Source organism: Cupriavidus nantongensis, assembly GCF_001598055.1.
Classification (GTDB): Bacteria; Pseudomonadota; Gammaproteobacteria; order Burkholderiales; family Burkholderiaceae; genus Cupriavidus; species Cupriavidus nantongensis.
The window spans coordinates 4596749-4619440 of the sequence record NZ_CP014844.1; the positions used below are offsets into that span (position 1 = coordinate 4596749).

Genomic DNA, 22692 nt, shown 5'->3' on the forward strand with positions numbered 1-22692 from the left:
GCCGCCTGGTGACAGCACCATGACTTGCGCCACAGGCTATCGTCTGTTGCTTCGGGCCTTGCGGGCCCAGGCTGCCGAAACTTAGGCTGCCTTCGGACGCTTCGCGCCGTACTTCGAACGGGCCTGCTTGCGGTCCTTCACGCCTTGCAGGTCCAGCGAGCCACGGACGATGTGGTAACGCACACCCGGCAGATCCTTCACACGGCCGCCGCGGATCAGCACGACCGAGTGTTCCTGCAGGTTGTGGCCTTCACCGCCGATGTACGAAATGACTTCGAAACCGTTGGTCAGGCGCACCTTGGCGACCTTACGCAGTGCCGAGTTCGGCTTCTTCGGCGTCGTGGTGTACACGCGGGTGCACACGCCACGGCGCTGGGGGCAGTTCTCAAGCGCCGGGCTCTTGCTCTTGATGACTTCCGAGACGCGCGGCTTGCGAACCAGTTGGTTGATAGTTGGCATTGTTCAATCCAGCTTGGTTTTACGAAAAACGCCCCTCGTGCCGGCATGCGCCAGGCTGGAGAGGCAACTACGGGTTTTGGACGGGAGAGGTGAGCGGGCGCTCTGCAGACGGGACTGTGCGGTAACAGCATGCCAAAGAGCGCGAGCCGGCACCCGGATCCCGCGTCTGCCGCCACCCGTCCATGGAAACCCAGTCCGGTAGGCTTGCCGGCAGCGACCTGAAGGCCACTTATCCGACGGGCGAGCGAAATCCAAAGCCAAAAACTCGAATCTGGCATCCTAGCAGCGGAATCGTATACCGTCAAGCCGTATACCGACTGGCAGACCTGGCGGCTAGGCCCCGCGCAGCGTGTCGAGGATACCCTGCCCGTAGCGCTCCAGCTTGGAGGCGCCGATCCCGGGAATGCCTTGCATCGCCGACAGCGAATCCGGCGCGGTGCGCGCCAGTTCGGCCAGCGTGGCGTCATGGAAGATCACGTAGGCCGGCACGCCATGCTCGCGCGCGGCCTCGGTGCGCCAGCGCCGCAGCGCTTCCCAGTTGGCCAGCGTATCGGCGTCCATGTCGGCGGTATGGTCGATGCGGGTGCCGCGCGCCGCGCGCTCGCCGGACTTGCCCGGCCTGGCAGCCTGGCGGCGCAGGATGATCTGGCGCTCGCCCTTGAGCACCGCGCGCGCGTCTTCGCCCAGCAGCAGCGCGCCATGGCCGCCGTGGTCGATGGTCAGCAAGCCCTGCGCGATCAGCTGGCGGAACACCGTGTGCCACTCATGCACCGAGCGGTCCTTGCCGATGCCGAAGGTCGAGACCTTGTCATGGCCCCATTGCCTGATCTTTTCCGAGGCATTGCCGCGCAGCACGTCGATCAGGTGGGTGGCGCCAAAGTGCACGCGGCTGGCCTGCGCGGTGCGGTAGACGCACGACAGCGCCATCTGCGCCTCGCGCGTGCCGTCCCACGTGGCCGGCGGCTCGAGGCAGGTATCGCAGTTGCCGCACGGTTCGCTGGCTTCGTTGAAGTACGCCAGGATGCGCTGGCGCCGGCAGCCGGCGGTTTCGCACAAACCCAGCAGCGCATCGAGCTTGGACGACGACACGCGCTTGAACGCCTCGTCGGCCTCGGATTCGTCGATCATGCGCTTCTGCTGCACCACGTCGCCCAGGCCGTAGGCCATCCAGGCATTGGCGGGCAGCCCGTCGCGGCCGGCGCGGCCGGTTTCCTGGTAATAGCCCTCCATGCTCTTGGGCAGGTCCAGGTGGGCGACAAAGCGTACGTCGGGCTTGTCGATGCCCATGCCGAAGGCGATCGTCGCCACCATTACCAGGCCTTCCTCTTCGCGGAAGCGCGCCTGGTGGTGCTGGCGCACCTGGGCGTCCATGCCGGCATGGTAGGCGAGCGCGTTGATGCCGTGGCCGCTCAGCCACTGCGCGGTGTCCTCGACCTTCTTGCGCGACAGGCAATAGACGATGCCGCTGTCGTGGGTGCCGTCGGCCGCGGTATGTTCGGCCTTGATAAAGGCCAGCAGCTGCTGGCGCGCATTGTCCTTCTCGACGATGCGGTAGCGGATGTTGGGCCGGTCGAAGCTGGAGATGAAGATGCGCGCGTCGTGCAGCGCCAGCCGCTCGACGATCTCGTCGCGCGTCAGCGCGTCGGCGGTCGCAGTCAGCGCAATGCGCGGCACGTACGGGAAGCGCTCGTGCAGCACCGACAGCTGGATGTACTCGGGGCGGAAGTCGTGGCCCCATTGCGACACGCAGTGGGCTTCGTCGATCGCGAACAGGCCGACGCGGGTGCGCTCCAGCAGGTCGAGGAAGCGCGGCGTCATCAGCCGTTCCGGCGCCACGTAGAGGATCTCGATGCGCCCGGCCAGCAGATCCCGCTCGACCGCCGAGGCCTCGGCGCCGGTCAGCGTCGAGTTGAGCACCGCGGCGCGCACGCCGGCCTCGGTCAGCGCCGCGACCTGGTCCTGCATCAGCGCGATCAGCGGCGACACCACGATGCCGACACCATCGCCGGCGCGCTGGCGCAGCAGCGCCGGGATCTGGTAGCACAGCGACTTGCCGCCGCCGGTCGGCATCAGCACCAGGCAATCGCCGCCGGTGGCGACGTGGTCGATGATCTCGGCCTGGCGCCCGCGGAAGGCGTGGTAGCCGAAGACATCCTTGAGGATCGCCAGTGCTTGCGACATGGACAACGGAAATGCTGGAGCCGGAAAAGCCGTAACCTTACCACTAAGGGGGGCCGCCGCCGCGCCTGCGCGGCAAACTCTCGGATGTTTCTCACCGATGTTTGCCACGAAGGCCTCGGCGCCGTGCGCGGACGAAAAAAAAGCCCGGCTGGATCAGCCGGGCTTTGGTCCGCCTTGCGGCGGTCATCACTGCAACGGGATCAGGCGTTGTCGCCTTCGCCCTCGGTCGCCTGCACCACCGGCGGCTCGATGAAGAGCGACTGCTCTTCTTCGGCGATCGCCTGGGCGCGTTCGCGCTCGGAGGCCTCGCGCGCCTTGCGGGCACGGTGGTAGGCCAGGCCGGTACCGGCCGGGATCAGGCGGCCGACGATCACGTTTTCCTTCAGGCCACGCAGGTCGTCGGTCTTGCCCATGATCGCGGCTTCGGTCAGCACGCGCGTGGTTTCCTGGAACGATGCCGCCGAGATGAAGCTGTCGGTCGACAGCGACGCCTTGGTAATACCCAGCAGCAGGTTCTCGTAGGTCGCCGGACGCTTGCCTTCGGCGATCACGCGGTCGTTCTCGTCGAGCAGTTCCGAACGCTCCACCTGTTCACCCGGGATGAACTTGGTGTCGCCCACATCGACGATCTGAACACGGCGCAGCATCTGGCGAACGATCACCTCGATGTGCTTGTCGTTGATCTTCACGCCCTGCAGACGGTACACGTCCTGGACTTCGTCGACGATGTAGTGCGCCAGCTCTTCGATGCCCTTCAGGCGCAGGATGTCGTGCGGGTCCGCCGGACCTTCCACGATCATTTCGCCCTTGTTCACCACCTGGCCGTCGTGCACCAGCACCTGCTTTTCCTTCGCGATCAGGAACTCGTGGGCATTGCCGTCCAGGTCGGTGATGACCAGGCGCTGCTTGCCCTTGGTGTCCTTGCCGAACGAGGTCGTGCCGGTGACTTCCGCCAGCACGGCGGCGTCCTTCGGCGAACGCGCTTCGAACAGCTCGGCCACACGCGGCAGACCACCGGTAATGTCGCGGGTCTTCTGCGATTCGGTCGGGATCCGCGCGAGCACTTCACCCACGTGCACCTGCTGGCCGTCCTTCACGGTAATCAGTGCGCCGACCTGGAAGCCGATGGTCACGGAGTGGTCCGTGCCGGGGATCTTCACTTCCTGGCCGTTGGCGTCGAGCAGCTTCACCTGCGGGCGGATGCCCTTGGTTGCAGCCGTGCGGCGCTTGGCGTCGATCACCACCAGGGTCGACAGGCCCGTCACTTCGTCCATCTGCTTGGCGACGGTCACGCCCTCTTCGACGTTCTCGAACTTGATCGTGCCCGAGTACTCCGAAACGATCGGGCGCGTCAGCGCGTCCCAGGTCGCCAGTTGCGTGCCGGCCTTGATCGACTGGCCGTCCTGCACCAGCAGCGTGGCGCCGTACGGGATCTTGTGGCGCTCGCGCTCGCGGCCGTGGTCGTCGGTGATCAGCGCCTCGCCCGAACGCGAGATCACGATCAGTTCGCCCTTGGCGTTGGTCACGTAGCGCATGGTCGCGGTGAAGCGCACCGTACCGGTCGCCTTCGCTTCCACGCTCGAGGCCACTGCCGCACGCGACGCCGCACCACCGATGTGGAAGGTACGCATGGTCAGCTGCGTGCCCGGCTCGCCGATCGACTGCGCGGCGATCACGCCCACCGCTTCGCCCGAGTTCACCAGCACGCCGCGGCCGAGGTCGCGGCCGTAGCACTTGGCGCACAGGCCGTAGCGTGTGTCGCACGACAGCGGGGTGCGGACCTTGACTTCGTCGACGCCGATGTTGTCGATCAGCTCGACCAGGTCTTCGTCCAGCAGCGTGCCGGCTTCGATCGCGGTTTCCTGGGTTTCCGGGTTGACCACGTCGGCCACGGTCACGCGGCCGAGGATACGGTCGCGCAGGGCTTCGATCACTTCACCGCCTTCGACCAGGGCCTTCATGGCCACGCCGTTGGAGGTGCCGCAATCGTCTTCGACCACGACCAGATCCTGCGTCACGTCGACCAGGCGACGGGTCAGGTAACCCGAGTTCGCGGTCTTCAGTGCCGTATCGGCCAGGCCCTTACGGGCGCCGTGGGTCGAGATGAAGTACTGCAGAACGTTCAGGCCTTCACGGAAGTTCGCCGTAATCGGCGTTTCAATGATCGAGCCATCCGGCTTGGCCATCAGGCCGCGCATGCCGGCCAGCTGGCGGATCTGCGCGGCGGAACCCCGTGCGCCCGAGTCGGCCATCATGTAGATGGAGTTGAACGACTCCTGCTTCACGGTCTTGCCTTCGCGGTCGACCACGTCTTCGTGCTGCAGCTGCTCCATCATCGCCTTGCCCACCTGGTCGCCGGCGGCGCCCCAGATGTCAACGACGTTGTTGTAGCGCTCCTGGTCGGTCACCAGGCCCGACATGTACTGCTTGTCGTATTCCTTCACCTTGGCCGAGGCCTCGGCGATGATCTTTTCCTTGGCCGGCGGCACCAGCATATCGTCGATCGCGATCGAGATACCGGCGCGGGTCGCCAGGCGGAAGCCCGACTGCAGCAGCTTGTCGGCGAAGATCACGGTCTCGCGCAGGCCGCAGCGGCGGAACGCCGTGTTGATCAGGCGCGAGATTTCCTTCTTCTTCAGCGGCTTGTTCAGCACCGAGAACGGCAGGCCCTTCGGCAGGATCTCGGACAGGATCGCGCGGCCGACCGTGGTGGCCTGCAGCGTGATCTTGGGCGCGAAACGCGCGTCGCCCTCGGCGTCCTTGTCGACCAGCTCATACTCGGTGATACGCACGTTCACGCGCGAAGCCAGTTCGACTTCCTTGTTCTCGTACGCGCGGATCACTTCGCTGATGTCGGCGAAGGTCATGCCCTCGCCCTTGCCGTTGATCTTGTCGCGGGTGGTGTAGTACAGGCCCAGCACCACGTCCTGCGACGGCACGATCGACGGGTCGCCGTTGGCCGGGAACAGCACGTTGTTGGAGGCCAGCATCAGGGTGCGGGCTTCCATCTGCGCTTCCAGCGACAGCGGCACGTGGACGGCCATCTGGTCACCGTCGAAGTCGGCGTTGAACGCCGCGCAGACCAGCGGGTGCAGCTGGATCGCCTTGCCTTCGATCAGCACCGGCTCGAACGCCTGGATGCCCAGGCGGTGCAGCGTCGGCGCACGGTTCAGCATCACCGGGTGCTCGCGGATCACCTCTTCGAGGATGTCCCACACCACCGGGGTCTGGCTTTCGACTTCCTTCTTCGCCGCCTTGATGGTGGTGGCGATGCCCATCGTTTCCAGCTTGTGGAAGATGAACGGCTTGAACAGCTCGAGCGCCATCAGCTTGGGCAGGCCGCACTGGTGCAGCTTCAGCGTCGGGCCCACCACGATGACCGAACGGCCCGAGTAGTCGACGCGCTTGCCCAGCAGGTTCTGACGGAAACGACCGCCCTTGCCCTTGATCATTTCGGCCAGGGACTTCAGCGGACGCTTGTTGGCGCCGGTCATCGCCTTGCCGCGACGGCCGTTGTCCAGCAGCGAGTCAACCGCTTCCTGCAGCATGCGCTTTTCGTTGCGCACGATGATCTCGGGGGCCTTCAGCTCCAGCAGGCGCTTCAGGCGGTTGTTACGGTTGATGACGCGGCGGTACAGGTCGTTCAGGTCCGAGGTCGCGAAGCGGCCGCCGTCCAGCGGCACCAGCGGGCGCAGCTCGGGCGGCAGTACCGGCAGCACCTCGAGGATCATCCACTCGGGCTTGATGCCCGAACGCTGGAAGGCCTCGAGCACCTTCAGGCGCTTGGCGAACTTCTTGATCTTGGCTTCGGAACCGGTGGCCTGCAGCTCGGCGCGGATCTGTTCGATCTGCTTCTCGATGTCGATGCCGCGCAGCAGTTCGCGGATGCCCTCGGCACCCATCATGGCGACGAACTCGCCCTCGCCGTACTCGTCGCACTTCGCCAGGTAGTCGTCTTCGGACATGATCTGGCTCTTCTTGAGCGGAGTCATGCCGGGTTCGATCACCACGAATGCTTCGAAGTACAGCACGCGCTCGATGTCGCGCAGCGTCATGTCCAGGACCATGCCCAGGCGCGACGGCAGCGACTTCAGGAACCAGATGTGCGCGGTGGGGGCGGCCAGTTCGATGTGGCCCATGCGCTCGCGGCGCACCTTGGCCAGCGTCACTTCAACGCCGCACTTCTCGCAGATCACGCCACGGTGCTTCAGGCGCTTGTACTTGCCGCACAGGCACTCGTAGTCCTTGATCGGGCCAAAGATCTTGGCGCAGAACAGGCCGTCGCGTTCCGGCTTGAACGTACGGTAGTTGATCGTTTCCGGCTTCTTCACTTCGCCGTACGACCACGAACGGATCTTCTCGGGCGAGGCCAGGCCGATCTTGATCGCGTCGAACTGCTCTTCCTGCTGTACCTGCTTAAAGAGATCGAGCAATGCTTTCATTGCAACTCCTTGTTTCGCCACCGTCCCGGAGTCTGTCCGGGTCGATGGCATTCATCCTGTGGGAAATCCTTCGCTGGTGGGTGCCCGCCGTGGCCGGCACCCGCATCGTCTCGATCAGTAGCGATCGAGGTCGATGTCGATACCCAGCGAGCGGATTTCCTTCACCAGCACGTTGAACGATTCCGGCATGCCGGCGTCGATCGAGTGCTCGCCCTTGACGATGTTCTCGTACACCTTGGTACGGCCGTTCACGTCATCGGACTTGACCGTCAGCATTTCCTGCAGCACGTACGACGCGCCGTAGGCTTCCAGTGCCCACACTTCCATCTCACCGAAGCGCTGGCCACCGAACTGCGCCTTACCACCCAGCGGCTGCTGCGTGACGAGCGAGTACGGGCCGGTCGAACGCGCGTGCATCTTGTCGTCGACCAGGTGGTGCAGCTTCAGCATGTGCATCACACCCAGCGTGACCGGACGCTCGAACGCTTCGCCGGTGCGGCCGTCGAACAGCGTGACCTGCTGCTTGGAAGCCGTCAGGCCCTTTTCGCGGGCGACGTCGTCCGGGTAGGCCAGGTCCAGCATGCGGCGGATTTCGTCCTCGTGGGCACCGTCGAACACCGGGGTCGCAAACGGCACGCCCTTCTTCAGGTTGTTCGCCAGTTCCAGCACTTCGGCGTCGGACAGGCTGTCGAGGTCTTCCGGCTTGCCGCTCTCGTTGTAGATCTGCGAGAGCAGCGTGCGCAGTTCCTGCGCCTTGGCCTGCGCCTTGAGCATGTCGCCGATGCGCTGGCCCAGGCCGCGCGCGGCCCAGCCCAGGTGGGTTTCCAGGATCTGGCCCACGTTCATCCGCGACGGCACGCCCAGCGGGTTCAGCACGATGTCGGCCGGGGTACCGTCCGCCATGTACGGCATGTCTTCGATCGGCACGATCTTCGACACCACACCCTTGTTACCGTGACGGCCGGCCATCTTGTCGCCAGGCTGCAGGCGGCGCTTGACGGCCAGGTAGACCTTGACCATCTTGATCACGCCCGGCGGCAGTTCGTCGCCCTGCGTCAGCTTCTTGCGCTTCTCTTCGAAGGCCAGGTCGAACTCGTGGCGCTTCTGCTCGATGGCTTCCTTGACGGCTTCCAGCTGGGCAGCCAGTTCCTCGTCGGCCGGGCGGATGTCGAACCAGTGGTACTTGTCGATGTCCGCCAGGTACTCCTTGGTGATCTTGGCACCCTTGGCCAGCTTCTTCGGGCCGCCGTTGACGGTCTTGTCGACCAGCAGACGCTCCAGACGCTGGAACGCGTCGCCTTCCACGATACGCAGCTGGTCGTTCAGGTCCAGGCGGTAGCGCTTCAGTTCGTCGTCGATGATCGACTGGGCACGCTTGTCGCGGGTCACGCCTTCGCGGGTGAAGACCTGGACGTCGATCACGATGCCGCTCATGCCCGACGGCACGCGCAGCGAGGTGTCCTTCACGTCCGACGCCTTCTCGCCGAAGATCGCGCGCAGCAGCTTCTCTTCCGGGGTCAGCTGGGTCTCGCCCTTGGGCGTGACCTTGCCCACCAGCACGTCGCCGGCTTCGACCTCGGCACCGATGTAGGTGATGCCCGATTCGTCCAGCCGCGCCAGCTGGGCTTCGGCCAGGTTCGAGATATCGCGCGTGATTTCTTCCGGTCCCAGCTTGGTGTCGCGGGCGACGACCGACAGTTCCTCGATGTGGATCGAGGTATAGCGGTCTTCAGCCACCACGCGCTCCGAGATCAGGATCGAATCCTCGAAGTTGTAGCCGTTCCACGGCATGAACGCCACCAGCATGTTCTGGCCCAGGGCCAGTTCGCCCAGGTCGGTCGAGGCGCCGTCGGCGATGACGTCGCCGCGGGCCACGTGGTCGCCCACCTTGACCATCGGACGCTGGTTGATGTTGGTGTTCTGGTTCGAGCGCGTGTACTTGATCAGGTTGTAGATGTCCACGCCGACTTCACCGGCCACGGCTTCGTCGTCGTTCACGCGGATCACGATACGCATCGCGTCGACGTAGTCGACCACGCCGCCACGCATCGCCTGCACGGCGGTGCCCGAGTCGACCGCAACGGTACGCTCGATGCCGGTGCCGACCAGCGGCTTGTCCGGACGCAGGCAAGGCACGGCCTGACGCTGCATGTTCGCGCCCATCAGTGCACGGTTCGCGTCATCGTGTTCCAGGAACGGCACCAGCGAGGCAGCGGCCGACACGATCTGCGACGGCGCCACGTCGATGTATTGCACGCGGTCCGGCGTCACCATACGGGTTTCACGCTCGGAGCCTTCGCGCGCCGACACCAGCTCGTCGATCAGGTTGCCGTCGGCATCGACGGTCGCGTTGGCCTGCGCCACCACGTACTTGCCTTCCTCGATCGCCGACAGGTAGTCGACCTCGTCGGTCAGCTTGCTGTCGACCACCTTGCGGTACGGCGTTTCCAGGAAGCCGTATTCGTTCAGGCGGGCATACAGTGCCAGCGAGTTGATCAGACCAATGTTCGGTCCTTCCGGCGTTTCGATCGGGCACACGCGGCCATAGTGGGTCGGGTGCACGTCGCGGACTTCAAAGCCGGCGCGCTCGCGCGTCAGGCCGCCCGGGCCCAGTGCGGAGACGCGGCGCTTGTGCGTGATCTCGGACAGCGGGTTGGTCTGGTCCATGAACTGCGACAGCTGCGACGAACCGAAGAACTCGCGGATTGCCGACGAGATCGGCTTCGAGTTGATCAGGTCGTGCGGCATCAGGTTCTCGGTCTCGGCCTGGCCCAGACGTTCCTTGACGGCACGCTCCACACGCGACAGGCCGGCGCGGAACTGGTTCTCGGCCAGTTCGCCGACGCAACGCACGCGACGGTTGCCCAGGTGGTCGATGTCATCGACCTCGCCCTTGCCGTTGCGCAGGTTGACCAGGATCTTGATGGTCTCGAGGATGTCCTCGTCCTGCAGCACCATGGCGCCTTCGCCGCTGGGGCGGCCCAGGCGGCTGTTGACCTTCATGCGGCCCACGCGCGACAGGTCGTACGACTCTTCGCTGTAGAACAGGCGCTGGAACAGCGCTTCCACGGCTTCTTCGGTCGGCGGCTCGCCCGGGCGCATCATGCGGTAGATCGCGATCTGCGCAGCGGTCTGGTCGGCGGTCTCGTCCACGCGCAGGGTCTGCGACATGTACGGGCCCTGGTCCAGGTCGTTGGTGTACAGGGTCTGGATCTGCTTGACGCCGGCTTCGCGCAGGTTTTCCAGCAGCGCTTCGGTCAGCTCGTCGTTAGCGTTGGCAATCACCTCGCCGGTATCCGGGTCGATGATGTTCTTGGCCAGCACGCGGCCCAGCAGGTAGTCTTCCGGCACGCTGATCAGCTTGGTGCCGGCCGAATCCAGGTCGCGGATGTGCTTGGCGTTGATCCGCTTGTCCTTCTCGACCACCACGCGGCCGTTCTTGTCGGCGATGTCGAAGCGCGCGACTTCACCGCGCAGGCGCTCGGGCACGAACTCCAGCTGCGCGCCTTCCGACTGCAGCGTGAAGTTGTCGAACACGAAGAAGTGCGCCAGGATCTGTTCCGGGGTCAGGCCGATCGACTTCAGCAGGATCGTCACCGGCATCTTGCGGCGGCGGTCGACGCGGAAGTACAGGATGTCCTTCGGATCGAATTCGAAGTCCAGCCACGAACCGCGGTAGGGGATGATGCGGGCCGAGAACAGCAGCTTGCCCGAACTGTGGGTCTTGCCCTTGTCGTGCTCGAAGAACACGCCCGGCGAGCGGTGCAGCTGCGAGACGATGACACGCTCGGTGCCGTTGATGACGAACGAACCCGTGGAAGTCATGAGCGGAATCTCGCCCATGTAGACTTCCTGCTCCTTCACTTCCTTGACCTTGCCCGGGTTCTCGCGATCGTTGATGATCAGGCGAACCTTGGCGCGCAGCGCCGAATGGAACGTCAGGCCACGCTGCTGGCATTCCTTGACGTCGAACGGCGGGTTGGACAGGTGATACGAGACGAACTCCATACGGGCAAGCCCGTTATGCGAGGAGATCGGGAAAATTGCGTTGAAAGCGGCCTGGAGGCCTTCGGTCTTGCGACGTGCGGGTGGCGTATCCGCTTGCAAGAACTGGGTGTAGGATTCAATCTGGGTGGCAAGCAGGAATGGAACCTGATGTACCGTCGCGCGCTTCGCAAAGCTTTTGCGAATGCGCTTCTTTTCGGTGAAGCTGTACGCCATGGGATCTCCGAATCATCGCAGGGCTGGCTGGACCTGGCCGGACCTGAGGTGTTCAGCGACTGGGAGGGGATTTGGCGGTTGGCCGCTACCAACCTCTGGCTGACGGTGTCCGCACGCTGCGGGCGGTGTGGTCGTCGCTCAAGCGCAACGCCTGTACTCGCCCGGGGGACACCCGACCAAACTTGTCTTCTGCAGTCGGTTCAGAAGACAAACATCAGCAGCAACCACTTAGTGTGCCACTGATGTTTGGCCTCTGCTGACTCGCCGGCAAATCCACCGTCGCCGCGAATCGCAAACATCACTTTTACTGCGTTACTCGCACATCAGCGCTGTGTCGAGTGGTGACTAAAACACAATCGCACAAGCGCAAAAAGGCTGGCGCCGGGAATTTCCCTTTGCCAGCCCCATTCGCGTGCCGCGAGGGCACGCGAGTACAGCATTACTTGACGTCGACCTTGGCGCCGGCGTCTTCCAGCTTCTTCTTGGCTTCGGCAGCAGCAGCCTTGTCCACGCCTTCCTTGACGGGCTTCGGTGCGCCATCGACCAGGTCCTTGGCTTCCTTCAGGCCCAGGCCGGTGATTTCGCGAACAGCCTTAATCACGCCAACCTTGTTGGCGCCGACTTCGGCCAGGATCACGTTGAACTCGGTCTGCTCTTCGGCAGCAGCAGCACCGGCAGCGCCCGGAGCAGCAGCCACGGCCATGGCAGCGGCCGACACGCCAAACTTCTCTTCGAACGCCTTGACCAGGTCGTTCAGTTCCATCACGGACATCGCGCCAACGGCTTCCAGGATGTCGTCTTTGGTGATTGCCATTTGAAATACTCCTACTAGATTTGATTCGGTATCGGTAATGCGATCTTGCGATGCGCGGCCTGGATTGCCTTAGGCGCCGGCAGCTTCCGCTTCCGCGGGAGCGCCTTCTGCCTTCTTGGCGGCCAGAGCAGCCAGCAGACGGGCGAAGCCCGACACCGGTGCCTGCATCACGCCCAGCAGCTGAGCAATCAGTTCGTCGCGGCTCGGGATCGAGGCCAGCGCCTTCACGGCGGCAGCGTCGAGAACCTTGCCGTCATACGACCCGGCGCGCAGGACCAGCTTGTCGTTGGTCTTGGCGAAGTCGTTCAGAACCTTGGCCGAGGCCACTGCATCTTCGGAAATACCGTAGATCAGCGGACCGGTCATCTGCTCTGCGAGGCCTGCAAACGGCGTACCTTCGACGGCACGGCGGGCCAGCGTGTTCTTCAGAACGCGCAGGTACACGCCTTGCTGGCGAGCGGTAGCACGCAGCTTGGTCAGATCGCCAACCGCAATGCCGCGATATTCGGCGACGACGATGGTCTGGGCCTTGGCGACTTGCGCCGAGACCTCAGCAACGACGGCCTTCTTATCTTCAATATTGAGTGGCACGGTTAAGCTCCAAAATGACGCTGGGTCTCCGGCAATACCGGAGCCTTCACGTCAGCACAAACGAACGGCGTCCGATTGGCCCGAATCATCCGGGTCGAGGCCCGGCTTCATCAATCCCTTCGGGTGCGCCATCTGCGCTGGCTGGCCGGATAACATGGCCCAGGCTTAACGCCTGAACTCCCGCTCCGATCGATTAAGCCCTTTCCGCCCTGCTGCCGCGGACAAGGACACCAGCGGTCTTTGATAACCAGCGGTACCGGCGATGCTTGCGCATCGAACCCGGCACCACTGCCCAAAGCCTTGCTCCTTTCCTTGCGGTCCGGAGACGACCCTCGCCACTGGCCAGGGTCTTCAATTCTTGCTTGCCGACCGGTGTTATCGGGTTCCGGTCAGCAATCTGCCGTCAGCTCAGGCTGCCAGCGTAGCCTGGTCGACACGCACGCCAACGCCCATGGTCGACGAGACCGCGACCTTGCGCAGGTACACGCCCTTGCTGGTGGCCGGCTTGGCCTTGACCAGCGCGTCCAGCAGCGCGGCCAGGTTGCTCTTCAGCGCGGCGTCTTCGAACGAACGGCGGCCGATGGTGGCGTGGATGATACCGGCCTTGTCGACACGGAACTGGACCTGACCGGCCTTGGCGTTCTTCACGGCCTGGGCCACGTCGGGGGTCACGGTACCGACCTTCGGGTTCGGCATCAGGCCGCGCGGGCCCAGGATCTGGCCCAGCGTACCGACGATACGCATCGTGTCCGGCGAGGCGATCACGACGTCGAAGTTCAGGTTGCCGGCCTTGACTTGCTCAGCCAGGTCTTCCATGCCGACGATGTCGGCACCGGCGGCCTTGGCGGCCTCGGCCTTGTCGCCCTGGGCGAACACGGCCACGCGCACCGACTTGCCGGTACCGGCAGGCAGCACCACCGAACCACGCACCACCTGGTCCGACTTCTTGGCGTCGATGCCCAGTTGCACGGCCACGTCGATCGACTCGTCGAACTTCGCCGAGGCGCAGCCCTTCACCAGGCCCAGGGCCTCGTCGATCGGGTAGAACTTGGTACGCTCGATCTTCGCCTTGTTGGCGGCGACGCGCTTGGAAACCTTAGCCATTTACAGACCCTCCACGGTGATGCCCATCGAACGAGCCGAACCGGCGATGGTACGCACGGCGGCGTCCAGGTCGGCGGCGGTCAGGTCAGCGTTCTTGGCCTTGGCGATTTCTTCAGCCTGGGCGCGGGTGATCTTGCCAACCTTGTCGGTGTGGGGCTTCGGCGAACCCTTGGTGATGCCGGCTGCCTTCTTGATCAGCACGGTCGCCGGCGGCGACTTCATCACGAAGGTGAAGCTCTTGTCGGCGAAGGCGGTAATCACCACCGGCACCGGCAGACCGGGTTCCATACCCTGGGTCTGGGCGTTGAACGCCTTGCAGAACTCCATGATGTTCAGACCACGCTGACCCAGTGCGGGACCAACGGGCGGGGAGGGATTTGCCTTACCAGCCGGAATTTGCAGCTTGATAAAGCCAATGATCTTCTTGGCCATCTCTACTCCAATCCGGATCGCTCCACGCAGGGGTTGCGATCCTGTTGAGTCGTAACGCGCTGTCGCCGCACCGGTGGCACGGCCTCACGCTCCTCTTTGGCAGCACCCTGGGGCGCTGCCGTTGCCCGTTGTCGGCCTTGCGACCGACAACCGGCAAATTCCTTAAACCTTCTCGACCTGGCCGAACTCGAGCTCGACCGGCGTGGCGCGCCCGAAGATCGTGACGGAGACGCGCAGGCGCGATTTCTCGTAGTTCACTTCCTCGACGTTGCCGTTGAAGTCGGTGAACGGGCCGTCCTTGACGCGCACCATTTCGCCCACTTCGAAGAGCGTCTTGGGACGCGGCTTCTCGACCCCTTCCTGCATCTGGGTCATGATCTTGTCGACTTCGCGCTGCGAAATCGGGCTCGGGCGATTGCGGGCGCCGCCCACGAAACCGGTAACCTTGCTGGTGTTCTTCACCAGGTGCCAGGTCTCGTCGGTCATTTCCATTTCCACCAGCACGTAGCCGGGGAAGAAACGACGCTCGGTGACCGACTTGTGGCCACCCTTGATTTCCACCACTTCTTCGGACGGCACCAGGATGCGGCCAAACTTGTCCTGCATCTCGGCGCGCTCGATGCGCTCCTGCAGCGCGCGTTGCACGCTCTTCTCCATGCCGGAGTAGGCATGCACCACATACCAGCGCTTCTTCGACGAAGGCGATTCCGGCGCGGCGGTTTCCTGCTGGGCGTTATCCGTCATGTGCTACCTCTTATTTCCAGCCCAGCACGAGCGAGAACACCACCCACTCGATGAGCTTGTCCGCCGACCACAGGAACAGGGCCATGACGACGACAAAGACAAAGACCAGTCCCGTCATCTGCCCGGCTTCCTTGCGCGTCGGCCAGACGACCTTGCGAACTTCCCGATACGATTCCTTGGCGAACCCGATAAAGTCCTTGCCCGGTGCCGACACCAGCGCAACCACGATACCCAGTGCAATACCACCGAACAGTGCGGCGCCACGTACATAAGACGGTTGCTGTGCCAGTGCATAGAAACCGATGACGCCCGCCACCACCAGCAGCACCGCGACGCCAAGCATCCACTTGCCGCTGCTGGCATTCACGGTTTCAACATTGGGATTGGCCATGTTTCGCAAACGAGACTAAGCCGCGTCACGATTGTTCCTCGCGACGCGGCTGATTGATTTGGCAGGGGCAGAGGGAATCGAACCCCCAACCTTCGGTTTTGGAGACCGACGCTCTGCCAGTTGAGCTATACCCCTAAAACAACTTCGGGGTCGACGCTTGCGCCAACCCCTCTGGCAACGAATGCGGCCGGTTGGTGCCGCATTCGCTATCGAACAGCTTAGTCGAGGATCTTTGCCACGACGCCGGCGCCGACGGTACGGCCACCTTCGCGGATGGCGAAGCGCAGGCCTTCTTCCATGGCGATCGGGGCGATCAGCTTGACGGTGATCGACACGTTGTCACCCGGCATGACCATTTCCTTGTCCTTCGGCAGCTCGATCGAGCCGGTCACGTCGGTGGTACGGAAGTAGAACTGCGGGCGGTAGTTGTTGAAGAACGGGGTGTGACGGCCGCCTTCGTCCTTCGACAGGATGTACACCTCGCCGGTGAAGTGGGTGTGCGGCTTGATCGAACCCGGCTTGCACAGCACCTGGCCGCGCTCGACGTCTTCACGCTTGGTGCCGCGCAGCAGCAGACCGACGTTGTCGCCAGCCTGGCCCTGGTCCAGCAGCTTGCGGAACATTTCCACGCCGGTGCAGGTGGTCTTCACGGTCGGCTTGATACCGACGATTTCGATTTCCTCGCCGACCTTGATGATGCCGCGCTCGATACGGCCGGTCACCACGGTGCCGCGACCCGAGATCGAGAACACGTCTTCCACCGGCATCAGGAAGGTACCGTCAACGGCACGCTCCGGCGTCGGGATGTAGGTGTCCAGCGCGTCGGCCAGGCGCATGATGGCTTCTTCGCCCAGGTCGCCCTTGTCGCCTTCCAGCGCCAGCTTGGCCGAACCCTTGATGATCGGGGTGTCGTCGCCGGGGAACTCGTACTTGCTCAGCAGCTCGCGCACTTCCATCTCGACCAGCTCGAGCAGTTCGGCGTCGTCCACCATGTCGCACTTGTTCAGGAACACGATGATGTACGGCACGCCGACCTGACGGGCCAGCAGGATGTGCTCGCGGGTCTGCGGCATCGGGCCGTCAGCGGCCGAGCACACCAGGATCGCGCCGTCCATCTGGGCGGCACCGGTGATCATGTTCTTGACGTAGTCGGCGTGGCCCGGGCAGTCAACGTGCGCGTAGTGGCGGTTGGCCGTCTCGTATTCGACGTGGGCGGTATTGATGGTAATACCGCGGGCCTTCTCTTCCGGCGCTGCGTCGATTTCGTCGTACTTCTTGGCCGCACCACCGAACTTCGCTGCCAGCACCGTGGCGATCGCTGCGGTCAGCGTGGTCTTGCCATGGTCAACGTGACCAATCGTACCAACGTTCACGTGCGGCTTGGTCCGCTCGAACTTTTCCTTTGCCATTTCGCGACTCCTGTCTCGGTAGCGATATTGCCAGTGCGTGGTATTTGGTGCCCATGGGCAGGATCGAACTGCCGACCTCTCCCTTACCAAGGGAGTGCTCTACCACTGAGCCACATGGGCGAAACTAGACGTACTACTTTATGACAGCAACCGCGCGACTGGAGCGGGTGAAGGGAATCGAACCCTCGTCGTAAGCTTGGAAGGCTTCTGCTCTACCATTGAGCTACACCCGCCTGGGTCTTTCCTGCTTCTTCACCGGCGTTGCCGGCTGCTGTCTTGCATTCTGGTGGAGAGGGCTGGATTCGAACCAGCGTAGGCGTAAGCCAACAGATTTACAGTCTGCCCCCTTTAGCCACTCGGGCACCTCTCCGCAGAGAACTATCGATTATGGGCTTCCTCGCCGCTCCTGTCAAGCACTTTCCGTTGCGGATGCTGTGCTGCCAGGGAATCGGGAGGGCGTTCCGGCGTGGCGTCTGGCGCTGCCTGACCGCTCCCACAAGCGCAGTTTAGATTTCTGCGTTCTCACCCTATAGGGGGCTTTGCAGGACGGCTCCTGGCGGCTCTGGAGCGGCCTGGCGGAGCTTGTTCGACGCCGTTCCGAACAGGCGACGGAAAAGCAAAAACCCCTCGCAGCACACGCTGTCGAGGGGTTTTGCACAATAAGAGCCTGGCGATGACCTACTTTCACACGGGAATCCGCACTATCATCGGCGCGGAGCTGTTTCACGGTCCTGTTCGGGATGGGAAGGGGTGGTTCCGGCTCGCTATGGTCACCAGGCATGAGGGGTTGTGACGCTGGGGTTGAGGCCAGCATCACGAATCGGGATGTAGTGTTGGTTGTGCGTGTATCGAGGCACAAGGCGACGCTCAACCAGGTGAAACACACTGGTTATAGGATCAAGCCTTACGGGCAATTAGTACTGGTTAGCTTAACGCATTACTGCGCTTCCACACCCAGCCTATCAACGTCCTGGTCTCGAACGACCCTTCAAGGAGGTCAAGCCTCCAGGGAATCCTCATCTTCAGGCGAGTTTCCCGCTTAGATGCTTTCAGCGGTTATCTCTTCCGTACATAGCTACCCTGCGATGCCTCTGGCGAGACAACAGGTACACCAGCGGTACGTCCACTCCGGTCCTCTCGTACTAGGAGCAGCCCCCGTCAAGATTCCAACGCCCACGGCAGATAGGGACCAAACTGTCTCACGACGTTTTAAACCCAGCTCACGTACCTCTTTAAATGGCGAACAGCCATACCCTTGGGACCGGCTACAGCCCCAGGATGAGATGAGCCGACATCGAGGTGCCAAACACCGCCGTCGATATGAACTCTTGGGCGGTATCAGCCTGTTATCCCCAGAGTACCTTTTATCCGTTGAGCGATGGCCCTTCCATTCAGAACCACCGGATCACTATGTCCTGCTTTCGCACCTGCTCGACTTGTCGGTCTCGCAGTTAAGCACGCTTTTGCCATTGCACTTTAGGTACGATGTCCGACCGTACCAAGCGTACCTTCGAACTCCTCCGTTACACTTTGGGAGGAGACCGCCCCAGTCAAACTGCCTACCATGCACTGTCCCCGACCCGGATTCACGGGCCAAGGTTAGAACCTCAAACAAACCAGGGTGGTATTTCAAGGACGGCTCCACGTGAACTGGCGTCCACGCTTCAAAGCCTCCCACCTATCCTACACAGATCGGTTCAAAGTCCAATGCAAAGCTACAGTAAAGGTTCATGGGGTCTTTCCGTCTAGCCGCGGGGAGATTGCATCATCACAAACACTTCAACTTCGCTGAGTCTCGGGAGGAGACAGTGTGGCCATCGTTACGCCATTCGTGCAGGTCGGAACTTACCCGACAAGGAATTTCGCTACCTTAGGACCGTTATAGTTACGGCCGCCGTTTACCGGGACTTCAATCAAGAGCTTGCACCCCATCATTTAATCTTCCGGCACCGGGCAGGCGTCACACCCTATACGTCCACTTTCGTGTTTGCAGAGTGCTGTGTTTTTATTAAACAGTCGCAGCCACCATTTTATTGCAACCCCTTCACCCTTCTGGCGCAGGCCAGTCAAGCTACCAGGGCGTACCTTATCCCGAAGTTACGGTACCAATTTGCCGAGTTCCTTCTCCCGAGTTCTCTCAAGCGCCTTAGAATACTCATCTCGCCCACCTGTGTCGGTTTGCGGTACGGTCTCGTATGACTGAAGCTTAGAGGCTTTTCTTGGAACCACTTCCAATTGCTTCGCAGCACTAGGCCGCTCGCCCCGTAGCCTTGAATTACGCGCCCGGATTTGCCTAAGCGCCTTCTCCACTACAGGGACCGGGACTTCCAACACCCGGAGAACCTTCCGCGATCCGTCCCCCCATCGCATCATACGACGGTGCAGGAATATTAACCTGCTTCCCATCAGCTACGCATCTCTGCCTCGCCTTAGGGGCCGACTCACCCTACGCCGATGAACGTTGCGTAGGAAACCTTGGGCTTACGGCGAGGGGGCCTTTCACCCCCTTTATCGCTACTCATGTCAGCATTCGCACTTCTGATACCTCCAGCATCCTTTACAAGACACCTTCACAGGCTTACAGAACGCTCTCCTACCACGCGTGCGCTCCTTTAAATCCACTAGCACGACCACCAGCGATCATTGTTGGTGGCTTTGTCGATGCTGCGCATCGACAAGCTTGGTGCACTTAAAGGAACGCACGCGTCCGCAGCTTCGGTGACTGGGGCTGCTTCTAAGCCAACCTCCTGACTGTTTTAGCCTTCCCACTTCGTTTCCCACTTAGCCAATCTTTGGGACCTTAGCTGGCGGTCTGGGTTGTTTCCCTCTTGACACCGGACGTTAGCACCCGATGTCTGTCTCCCGTGATTGCACTCTTCGGTATTCGGAGTTTGCTATGGCGGGGTAATCAGCAATAGACCCCCCAACCATGACAGTGCTCTACCCCCGAAGGTGAGACACGAGGCACTACCTAAATAGTTTTCGGAGAGAACCAGCTATTTCCAGATTTGTTTAGCCTTTCACCCCTATCCACAGCTCATCCCCTAACTTTTCAACGTTAGTGGGTTCGGTCCTCCAGTACGTGTTACCGCACCTTCAACCTGGCCATGGATAGATCATCTGGTTTCGGGTCTACACCCAGCGACTCAACGCCCTGTTCGGACTCGCTTTCGCTACGCCTTCCCTAACCGGTTAAGCTTGCCACTGAATGTAAGTCGCTGACCCATTATACAAAAGGTACGCCGTCACCCCCGAAAGGGCTCCGACTGTTTGTATGCATGCGGTTTCAGGATCTATTTCACTCCCCTCCCGGGGTTCTTTTCGCCTTTCCCTCACGGTACTGGTTCACTATCGGTCGATCACGAGTATTTAGCCTTGGAGGATGGTCCCCCCATCTTCAGACAGGATTTCACGTGTCCCGCCCTACTTGTCGTACACCTAGTTCCACAATCGTGTTTTCGCATACAGGGCTATCACCTGCTATGGCCGGGCTTTCCATCCCGTTCTGCTAACACCACTGCTAAAGAGTACAAGGCTGTTCCCATTTCGTTCGCCACTACTTTGGGAATCTCGGTTGATTTCTGTTCCTGCAGCTACTTAGATGTTTCAGTTCGCCGCGTTCGCTTCCCACACCTATGGATTCAGTGTGGGATGACCCATACGGGCCGGGTTTCCCCATTCGGACATCTCCGGATCAAAGCTCGTTTGCCAGCTCCCCGAAGCTTTTCGCAGGCTACCGCGTCCTTCATCGCCTGTGATCGCCAAGGCATCCACCACATGCACTTGTTCGCTTGACCCTATAACAAGTGTGTCTCATCGACACGCTCACTACAGGTTGAGTTCTCGCATTTGTGCCGTATTCCAAGTCATCTTTCGATCACTTTAAAATACATTTGGTTGATACAATCACAACCCGGTATCGCGTTCAACTACTGTGCTTCTCATCAAAGCACCGCGACACCTTTACTACATCCCATATTGTTAAAGAACAGCCGATCCGCAGGTCAGACCCGCGCTCGCTTGGCAATGCCAAATGCAAACGCTCAAAGCTTAAGCGCTTGCATTTGGCCATCTGGCCTTAACCAACAAACTACCGATAAGTGTGGACGCTCAACGTTGGCTGCACGCTCTGAAAGGAGGTGATCCAGCCGCACCTTCCGATACGGCTACCTTGTTACGACTTCACCCCAGTCATGAACCCTGCCGTGGTAATCGCCCTCCTTGCGGTTAGGCTAACTACTTCTGGCAAAACCCACTCCCATGGTGTGACGGGCGGTGTGTACAAGACCCGGGAACGTATTCACCGCGGCATGCTGATCCGCGATTACTAGCGATTCCAGCTTCACGTAGTCGAGTTGCAGACTACGATCCGGACTACGATGCGTTTTCTGGGATTAGCTCCCCCTCGCGGGTTGGCAACCCTCTGTACGCACCATTGTATGACGTGTGAAGCCCTACCCATAAGGGCCATGAGGACTTGACGTCATCCCCACCTTCCTCCGGTTTGTCACCGGCAGTCTCTCTAGAGTGCCCTTTCGTAGCAACTAGAGACAAGGGTTGCGCTCGTTGCGGGACTTAACCCAACATCTCACGACACGAGCTGACGACAGCCATGCAGCACCTGTGTCCACTTTCCCTTTCGGGCACCTGATGCATCTCTGCTTCGTTAGTGGCATGTCAAGGGTAGGTAAGGTTTTTCGCGTTGCATCGAATTAATCCACATCATCCACCGCTTGTGCGGGTCCCCGTCAATTCCTTTGAGTTTTAATCTTGCGACCGTACTCCCCAGGCGGTCAACTTCACGCGTTAGCTACGTTACTGAAGAAATGAATCCCCAACAACTAGTTGACATCGTTTAGGGCGTGGACTACCAGGGTATCTAATCCTGTTTGCTCCCCACGCTTTCGTGCATGAGCGTCAGTCACGTCCCAGGGGGCTGCCTTCGCCATCGGTATTCCTCCACATCTCTACGCATTTCACTGCTACACGTGGAATTCTACCCCCCTCTGACGCACTCTAGCCTGACAGTCACAAGCGCCATTCCCAGGTTGAGCCCGGGGATTTCACGCCTGTCTTATCAAACCGCCTGCGCACGCTTTACGCCCAGTAATTCCGATTAACGCTCGCACCCTACGTATTACCGCGGCTGCTGGCACGTAGTTAGCCGGTGCTTATTCTTCCGGTACCGTCATCGACCCGAGGTATTAGCCCAGGCCATTTCTTTCCGGACAAAAGTGCTTTACAACCCGAAGGCCTTCTTCACACACGCGGCATTGCTGGATCAGGGTTGCCCCCATTGTCCAAAATTCCCCACTGCTGCCTCCCGTAGGAGTCTGGGCCGTGTCTCAGTCCCAGTGTGGCTGATCGTCCTCTCAGACCAGCTACTGATCGTCGCCTTGGTAGGCCTTTACCCCACCAACTAGCTAATCAGACATCGGCCGCTCCTATCGCGCGAGGCCGTTACCGGTCCCCCGCTTTCACCCTCGGGTCGTATGCGGTATTAGCTAATCTTTCGACTAGTTATCCCCCACGACAGGGCACGTTCCGATGTATTACTCACCCGTTCGCCACTCGCCGCCAGGCCGAAGCCCGCGCTGCCGTTCGACTTGCATGTGTAAGGCATGCCGCCAGCGTTCAATCTGAGCCAGGATCAAACTCTTCAGTTCAATCTCTGTGTGGGTCCGTAGACCCTCGCTCTTTCGAGCGGTCGCTCACTCTCAGAAAACTGACTGACCAGATCCGAAGACCCAGTCACGTTTTGCTGTGCGAGCACTGTATAACTTTTAAGCTAAAAGACCGAAGTCTTTCGCATCCGCTATCAAGCGCCCACACTTATCGGTTGTTTGTTTGTTAAAGAACTTCGCTCACCGGCTTTGCCGTTCAGCGCGCTGCGTTGTCAGCAGC

At 61.5% G+C, this 22692-nt stretch carries 11 protein-coding genes, 4 tRNA genes and 3 rRNA genes; all 18 read right to left on the reverse strand.

Annotated features, from left to right (window positions below; genetic code table 11):
- Window positions 1–81: 81 nt before the first annotated feature.
- The 18 genes from rpsL to A2G96_RS21395 all read right to left on the reverse strand — a co-directional run bounded on the left by rpsL (window position 82) and on the right by A2G96_RS21395 (window position 22454).
- The gene (gene rpsL / locus A2G96_RS21310) at window positions 82–459 is read right to left on the reverse strand and encodes a 30S ribosomal protein S12 (protein WP_006576501.1); all 378 of its coding nucleotides are present in this window, start codon (window positions 457–459) and stop codon (window positions 82–84) included.
- Window positions 460–792: 333 nt separating this feature from the next.
- Window positions 793–2640 (reverse strand): DNA helicase RecQ, encoded by a 1848-nt coding sequence (recQ, locus tag A2G96_RS21315; protein ID WP_062801971.1) that lies wholly within the window; start codon window positions 2638–2640, stop codon window positions 793–795.
- Between the two features lie 200 nt (window positions 2641–2840).
- Window positions 2841–7082 carry a DNA-directed RNA polymerase subunit beta' gene (gene rpoC, locus A2G96_RS21320; protein ID WP_018003796.1) on the reverse strand — a complete coding sequence of 1414 codons (4242 nt, stop codon included), beginning with the start codon at window positions 7080–7082 and terminating at the stop codon, window positions 2841–2843.
- A gap of 114 nt (window positions 7083–7196) precedes the next feature.
- Window positions 7197–11303 (reverse strand): DNA-directed RNA polymerase subunit beta, encoded by a 4107-nt coding sequence (gene rpoB / locus A2G96_RS21325; protein ID WP_062801972.1) that lies wholly within the window; start codon window positions 11301–11303, stop codon window positions 7197–7199.
- A 439-nt stretch (window positions 11304–11742) separates the two neighbouring features.
- On the reverse strand, window positions 11743–12117 hold the full coding sequence (rplL, locus tag A2G96_RS21330; protein WP_012354151.1) for a 50S ribosomal protein L7/L12: 375 nt from the start codon (window positions 12115–12117) through the stop codon (window positions 11743–11745).
- 69 nt (window positions 12118–12186) lie between these two features.
- On the reverse strand, window positions 12187–12708 hold the full coding sequence (rplJ, locus tag A2G96_RS21335) for a 50S ribosomal protein L10 (protein ID WP_062801973.1): 522 nt from the start codon (window positions 12706–12708) through the stop codon (window positions 12187–12189).
- Between the two features lie 408 nt (window positions 12709–13116).
- Entirely contained in the window at window positions 13117–13812 is a 696-nt protein-coding gene (gene rplA / locus A2G96_RS21340; RefSeq protein WP_012354153.1) for a 50S ribosomal protein L1, read from the reverse strand.
- The gene (rplK, locus tag A2G96_RS21345) at window positions 13813–14244 is read right to left on the reverse strand and encodes a 50S ribosomal protein L11 (protein ID WP_010810467.1); all 432 of its coding nucleotides are present in this window, start codon (window positions 14242–14244) and stop codon (window positions 13813–13815) included.
- A 162-nt stretch (window positions 14245–14406) separates the two neighbouring features.
- Complete coding sequence (gene nusG / locus A2G96_RS21350) at window positions 14407–14988, reverse strand: transcription termination/antitermination protein NusG (RefSeq protein ID WP_012354154.1); 582 nt, start codon at window positions 14986–14988, stop codon at window positions 14407–14409.
- Window positions 14989–14998: 10 nt separating this feature from the next.
- Window positions 14999–15379, reverse strand: a complete 381-nt coding sequence (secE, locus tag A2G96_RS21355; RefSeq protein WP_012354155.1) for a preprotein translocase subunit SecE — start codon at window positions 15377–15379, stop codon at window positions 14999–15001.
- A gap of 59 nt (window positions 15380–15438) precedes the next feature.
- A tRNA-Trp gene (locus tag A2G96_RS21360) sits at window positions 15439–15514 on the reverse strand.
- A gap of 83 nt (window positions 15515–15597) precedes the next feature.
- A complete protein-coding gene (gene tuf, locus A2G96_RS21365) occupies window positions 15598–16788 on the reverse strand; it encodes an elongation factor Tu (RefSeq protein ID WP_062801974.1) in 1191 nt (396 codons plus the stop codon).
- A 45-nt stretch (window positions 16789–16833) separates the two neighbouring features.
- Window positions 16834–16908 (reverse strand) — tRNA-Thr (locus tag A2G96_RS21370).
- Window positions 16909–16947: 39 nt separating this feature from the next.
- A tRNA-Gly gene (locus A2G96_RS21375) sits at window positions 16948–17021 on the reverse strand.
- 51 nt (window positions 17022–17072) lie between these two features.
- Window positions 17073–17158 (reverse strand) — tRNA-Tyr (locus tag A2G96_RS21380).
- Between the two features lie 295 nt (window positions 17159–17453).
- A 5S ribosomal RNA gene (gene rrf, locus A2G96_RS21385) occupies window positions 17454–17566 on the reverse strand.
- A gap of 115 nt (window positions 17567–17681) precedes the next feature.
- Window positions 17682–20585: ribosomal RNA gene (locus A2G96_RS21390) — 23S ribosomal RNA — on the reverse strand.
- 335 nt (window positions 20586–20920) lie between these two features.
- Window positions 20921–22454: ribosomal RNA gene (locus A2G96_RS21395) — 16S ribosomal RNA — on the reverse strand.
- Together the 16S, 23S and 5S rRNA genes with 3 tRNA genes alongside form the textbook arrangement of a ribosomal RNA operon.
- Window positions 22455–22692 lie beyond the last annotated feature (238 nt).